This is a genomic window from Actinomycetota bacterium (assembly GCA_040905475.1).
Lineage (GTDB): Bacteria > Actinomycetota > AC-67 > AC-67 > AC-67 > DATFGK01.
The window spans coordinates 1-5,690 of the sequence record JBBDRM010000081.1; the positions used below are offsets into that span (position 1 = coordinate 1).

Annotated in this window: 7 protein-coding genes; 2 read left to right on the top strand and 5 right to left on the bottom strand. The window is 66.4% G+C overall.

The window, feature by feature from the left end:
* Positions 1–759: 759 nt before the first annotated feature.
* The 5 genes from WEB06_08500 to WEB06_08520 all read right to left on the bottom strand — a co-directional run bounded on the left by WEB06_08500 (position 760) and on the right by WEB06_08520 (position 3,508).
* Positions 760–1,134, bottom strand: a complete 375-nt coding sequence (locus WEB06_08500) for a helix-turn-helix domain-containing protein (protein MEX2555658.1) — start codon at positions 1,132–1,134, stop codon at positions 760–762.
* Between the two features lie 285 nt (positions 1,135–1,419).
* Positions 1,420–1,872, bottom strand: a complete 453-nt coding sequence (locus tag WEB06_08505) for a hypothetical protein (protein ID MEX2555659.1) — start codon at positions 1,870–1,872, stop codon at positions 1,420–1,422.
* Between the two features lie 41 nt (positions 1,873–1,913).
* The gene (locus tag WEB06_08510; GenBank protein MEX2555660.1) at positions 1,914–2,585 is read right to left on the bottom strand and encodes a helix-turn-helix domain-containing protein; all 672 of its coding nucleotides are present in this window, start codon (positions 2,583–2,585) and stop codon (positions 1,914–1,916) included.
* A 324-nt stretch (positions 2,586–2,909) separates the two neighbouring features.
* On the bottom strand, positions 2,910–3,275 hold the full coding sequence (locus WEB06_08515) for a DUF5615 family PIN-like protein (protein ID MEX2555661.1): 366 nt from the start codon (positions 3,273–3,275) through the stop codon (positions 2,910–2,912).
* Positions 3,272–3,508, bottom strand: a complete 237-nt coding sequence (locus WEB06_08520; protein MEX2555662.1) for a DUF433 domain-containing protein — start codon at positions 3,506–3,508, stop codon at positions 3,272–3,274. Before WEB06_08520 ends, WEB06_08515 begins: the two co-directional genes overlap by 4 nt.
* Before the next feature lie 301 nt (positions 3,509–3,809).
* Here WEB06_08520 and WEB06_08525 point away from each other — a divergent pair, with 301 nt between their 5' ends.
* Positions 3,810–4,379, top strand: coding sequence for a dihydrofolate reductase family protein (locus WEB06_08525; protein MEX2555663.1), 570 nt, complete (start codon positions 3,810–3,812; stop codon positions 4,377–4,379).
* Positions 4,380–4,647: 268 nt separating this feature from the next.
* Positions 4,648–5,690: IS1380 family transposase (locus tag WEB06_08530; GenBank protein ID MEX2555664.1), on the top strand; the 1,043-nt coding region annotated here is incomplete at its 3' end.

Consider the following 5,690-nt stretch of genomic DNA (forward strand, 5'->3'; position numbering starts at 1 on the left):
GCTCTCAACGCTTCTTGCTCACTGTCGGTGAGCCGCAGTGTCATGGCCATCAGGGCATGGTATCACTTCGATACCATGCTTGCTCCGGCAGGAGCAATGGCATCGGGTTCGGGATTACCGGGTGCTCGGCTTGGGTAGTCCTCCAATGGTCCGTCGATGTTCGACCTCAGTTGAAGCTCGGACGATCGCCTGCCGGACGTTCTCGAGGCGCTTGCCTGAACGCGGTACGGTCCTGCGCATGGGGGATGGACCGAAGATCACGCTGCTCGAACGCACCAAGATCCAAGCGGAGGTTCTCGTTCCGCTCATCCGGGCGATGGAAGACGAAATCGGTCGCGAGCGGGCGCACCGCCTGGTTCGGGAGGCTCTGGGAAGCCGACTCCGCGAGTCCGTCCGCGTTGCCACGCCGCCTGGCGGTTCATGTGACACCGTGGAGTGGGCATTGCGAGTCAGCAAGGCGGGGGATGCTCAGGACCACGATCGACTCGAAGGGGCGGCGGACGAGGTCAACGTCAACGTCACCCGGTGCGAGTACGCGCGGTTCTTCCATCAGCTGAACGAACCAGAACTCGGCTTCCTGCTGGTTTGCTCGCTCAGATCGCCCCCAGCGCCGAGCTCTCCGACGCGTTCGCTAACCGGGCGAACTGTGGCGGCAGCGATCGCTCGAAGTCCGCCCCATGATGTCCCGCTGTCACGCTTGACGGCGCGCCCCCGATGTGCCTGCGCTCATCTCCTCTGCCGGTGCGACCACGTCCGCGGTCAGTGGTCGGGTTCAGCCAGTGCGATCTGGCGGGGTAGTGGCAACCGCGAGCGGGCGGGCTCGCGGTGGTACTCGCGAAGCAGCTTTGGTCCGGTCCCGCTGGCGGGGGTTTGATCGCCGTGAAGGACATCGGGATCGAAGTCGACACCGGCGGGCCACGCCACGGTGCGGGCGACTGGGTCGATGGTGACGGTGGGGAACACGTCATCGTCGTCGATGATCGCCAGCACGCCCGGCAGTGCCCCGGTCTGAAGGAACTCGCGCACCAACTCGTCGGCCGTGGTTCGGCCGATCCGTAGCACCGCGGCGGCCTCCTCCACGGTGAGGAAGTCCGGCGCTGAGTCGTCATCGGCAGTGCGGGCGGGAGGGCTCACGCTGAGACATCGACCCTGCCGACACGCGTTTGTTCCATCAGAGTTGGCGGGATTCTTCGGACGAACGCAGCGACCGCACGTCCTGACAGATCCCGGTCGTAGGCGGACGACCGAATCGAGGCAGACCCGATCGGTCCGCTGAGGGATCAGCGGCTCAAGATTCGAAGCGCAGCGAGTGCTCGGTCTCGAGTCGGTGGGTCCAGCTGCGACCAGACCCGATGGGCCGGGTCGTTGAGCGTTGGGGACGTCGTCGACCCGCACGGCGACGGCCTTGGAGACGATGGCTCACAGCAGCGAGGGGCGAGGCACCAGGCCGGTGCGGGCGCCGGTCGTGAATGGCACGAGCTCGGTGCGGTCGAGTGCCTGGGTGCCTCCCGGAACCTGCAGGGTTCGTCCGGGAGGGGTCGTGGTCAGGTCGGCACGGGCTCCGAGACCGTCGGGCGCGAGCACGTCGATGGCGACGCTGTCGCGCCGGTACCGGTGGGCGATGTTGTCGGGGCCGATCCCGTCGAGATGGAAGCCGCGATGTACGAGGTCGGCGGCGAGGACCGCGATGGCGCCGACCACGATGCGGGCGTTCACGACGATGTCGAGATCGGTCGAGATCCTGGGAGGGCTGATCCCGTGCTCGACGGCGTGGAGGAAGACCATCTGGCCGCCCACGAGTGTCGACTCGCCAGGACGGAGCTCGCTCAGTTCGAGCAGGCTGTCCCACAGGTGGGCGTCATGTCCGGCCATGGCCGGGATGTGAACCGGGGGTCGATCGATGGCGGGCCAGCTCATGAGTGTTGTTCCATGAGCAGGCGGCCGGCCCGTCGGGACCGTTCGTCGTCGGCCTCGAGAAGGTCGACCGCCACGACTGGCCACGGTGCGACGTGCTGATCAGGAGCGAACGGCCAGTCGTGATCGTCGACCACGCGCACGACGACGTTGGGCCGCTCTGCTGCAGGGTCGAGGGCGTACCGTTCGCACAGGTCGTCGAACGCTCCTTTCGGCGCGTAGCCCTCGAACGAGCCGTCGTTGACGAGATCGACATCGTGGTCGCCCGCCGCGCTCACGCCGCCTCGTACGACTCGAGGATCGGCTGCGAGCCGATCGATGGCCGCCGAGTGGGCGCCGAGACGGTGAACCGAGGCCCGTGGACCGAGCCGTTCGACAAGGCCGACAAGGCCGTGTTGTCGGAGCCGCCGTCGGGCTCGCGAGTGTTCGACGGGCGATACGTCCGGCTCGTCGCCCGCCGCGAGCTTGAGAACGGCCCACGCCGACGCTGGCCGCCAGGGCCGGCCGATCGGACGTCCGGAGTCGCCGAGACGCTCGACGGAGGCCGGGTCGATCGCCCAGCTCTGTCCTACCTGGCTGCCGTGAAGGCGGCCGTCGGCGAGGAGCTGTCGAACACGTCGAGCGCTCACGCCCAGCTGGCGTCCGGCCTCGTCGACGTCGATCACCTCCATGACATAGTCAGACCGCTCACGGTAGAGATATGTCAGAGTTCAGGTCTCGTCGGGCGCCGGCGAGCCCAGGAGCCCGGCGATGACGTCGGACGCGTCGCGATCGCTCGCTCGTGGAGCCCGGAGTGGGAATTGAACCCACGACCTACGCATTACGAGTCGGTTCCGGACAGTCCGCCCTCTGCCAGATTGTGCCGTCTACCAGGTAGTTCGCGTGTCGGTTGTCCGTCGAGTACCGGCCTGTGACGGGCTGTATCGCCGAATTTCTTGGATGAAATCTTGGATGGCGGCAGTCACGGCTCCACGCCACGGTGTCCGCCGGCAGCGTCAGCTCACTGGCGGCCGTCGGACTCGAAGGTCGCCGTTGCGGTAGACGGCGACGCACCCGCCGAGGTCGGACAGGTCGGTCGACGCCACGAGCGCGCCGAGGGCCTCGTTGACCGACGCCGCAGATTGATCGTCGATCCGCAACACGAGGATCCCCGCGTGGGCACCCGGGGGATACCGCTGGATGTCGCCGAAGCCGCGGTCCAGGGTGATGACCAGTCTTCCCGCAGCGGTGGCCACCTCCGAGACGGTCGGATCGTCGGCGCCGTCGAGACCCTCGTCGTGCACGGAGTCGACGTCGTGGCCCGCGTCTGCAAGTAGCGGCGCGCCGCGCCGCGGGAGGTTCTCGTCGAGCTTGACCTTCACCGCGATGCGACGGCGGGGTACTCGTCGCGTGCGAGTTCTGCACCATGCGCAGCGGCTGCTCGGATCCCCTCGACGGTGAGCGTCGGGTAGTCGTCGATGATCTCGGGCTCCGTCATGCCTGCTGCCAGGCAGTCGAGCACGACGCTGACCATGATCCGCGTGCCCTTGATGACGGCCTGGCCGTGGCAGACCAGCGGGTCTCGAACGATCAGATCTCGCTGTTCCCCGGTCACCCCGATCATTCTAACGGGGTGAACACATCGCACATTTCGACGAGAGGAGGCAACGGCTAGGATCTCCGCTCGCCAGCAGAACCGGCGTTCGGGGCGGGCTGACCTGCCTCGCTCGTCGCGCGTGCTGTGACACTCCGCCATCGATGTCGGCCCGGCAGATCGCGGTCGCTCGCACGGTCTGCGGTCTGGTTCACCACGACGGTGTTGAGTAGGTGCGATCGGCTCGCCGATGAGAATTGGGTGCCGGCAGTCGTCTGAGTGCGGTCCGGTGAACGCGCGCGCATCAAGGGAGAGCAACGAGATGAGACCACTTCGATACTCGATTAACGTCACGCTCGACGGCTGCTGCCATCACGAGGCAGGGCTCGCGCCGGACGAGGAGTCGATGCGCTATTGGACCGCTGAGATGGAACGAGCCGATGCCCTTCTCTTCGGCCGGATGACCTACGAGATGATGGAGTCGGCGTGGCGGCAGCCGGCCACGGGCACGTGGCCTGACTGGATGGATGAGTGGGAGATCCCGTTCGCCGAGACCATCGACCGGGCGAAGAAGTACGTCGTGTCGAGCACGCTGAGCGGGGTCGATTGGAATGCCGAGCTGGTGCGAGGCGACTTGGGGCAAGCGGTTCAGCGGCTCAAGCAGGAGCCAGGCGAGCGCCTGTGGGTGGGTGGCGTGACGCTGCCCCTGGCGTTGGCGGATCTGGGACTGATCGACGAGTACGAGTTCCTTGTGCAGCCGGTCCTTGCCGGACACGGGCCGACGTTGCTCGCCGGTCTGCGCGAGCGCATCCAGCTCGAGCTGGTGAACCGCCATGAGTTCCGGTTGGGGGCGGTCGCCCTGCGATTCCGGCCCACGCGAGCTCCGGCTTGACGTGCTTTGTCTTGGCTCGTTGGCCGCTGCCTCGCGACGTAACGACGGTTCAGGTCGCGTCAACGTGGATCGGAAGTGTCACCGAACGCGCGGACGAGTTGGCACGGGACATCGCCCTCGAAGTGCCGAAGGGCTGCGCGTCACTCAGCCTCGATTCACCGTGTTGATGTAGGTGCGAGGTGGTGCGCGTCCACCAAAAAGGCCTCCTGAGCTGGGATGATTGTGATGTTCAAAGTCACAGTCCGACCAGCAGCAGGAGGCACTTTCTGTGTTCCCAGTATCGCGCACTCTCGACCGATATGACACGGCATTCGACCACGACGGGTTGATCGCGAATGCCGGGCTGATCACGGTGGCCACGTTGATGGCCCGGCTCGGTCTCGAACGTCTCGCGAACAGCTGGGTGCGGACCGGGTCGTTCGCGCCGGGCCGCAAGATCTGCACCCTGATCGCCGCGATGCTCGCGGGTGCCACCCACATCGACCACGTCAACGTGTTGCGCGCGGGGGCGACCCAGCAGGTGTTGCCGTTCAAGGTGATGGCCCCATCCACGATCGGGACGTTCCTGCGCACCTTCACGTTCGGGTTCGTCCGTCAACTCGACGCCGTCGCCGCACGGTTGTTGGCGGCGGCGTGGGCAGCAGGTGCCGGACCCGGCGAGGGCGATCTGGTGATCGACTTGGATTCCACGATCTGTGAGGTGCACGGCCACGACAAGGCGGGCGCCGGATACGGGTACACGAAATGTCTCGGCTACCACCCCCTCGTCGCGACACGCGCCGACACCGGTGAGATCTTGTTCTCCCGGATGCGCAAAGGCTCCGCCGGATCGTCACGCGGGATCAACCGGTTCGTCGACGAACTCGCCGGCATCTTGAAACGCGCAAAGGCGACCGGGACGAAGACGGTGCGGGCCGATTCGGGGTTCTGGTCGTGGGAACTGCTACGCACCTTGGACCGTCACCGCATGTCGTGGTCGATCACCGTCACCAACAACACCAAGGTCATCGCTGCGATCGCCGCGATCCCCGAGGCCGCCTGGGTCGACATCGACTACACCGACAACGGCTACGCCCAGGTCGCTGAAACCACCTATGTCGGCGGCGGCCGGTTGAAGAAGCATCGTCGCATCGCGCGGTTGGTGGTGCGTCGCACCCGGGTCGCTGACACCGCTCAAGCCGCGCTGTTCCCGCACTGGCGGCATCACAGCTTCATCACCAATCGCGACGACCTCGACACCGTGGCCGCCGACCGGTTGAACCGCCCTGGGAGTGATGGAGGCTCGGTTTATTGGTTTCCAACCCCGGTGGG

Bases quoted from the DNA above. Each gene is read 5' to 3' on its own strand.
- WEB06_08505 (MEX2555659.1), bottom strand. From the start codon at position 1,872: ATGGCCGGACATGACGCCCACCTGTGGGACAGCCTGCTCGAACTGAGC.
- WEB06_08510 (MEX2555660.1), bottom strand. From the start codon at position 2,585: ATGGAGGTGATCGACGTCGACGAGGCCGGACGCCAGCTGGGCGTGAGC.
- WEB06_08525 (MEX2555663.1), top strand. From the start codon at position 3,810: ATGAGACCACTTCGATACTCGATTAACGTCACGCTCGACGGCTGCTGC.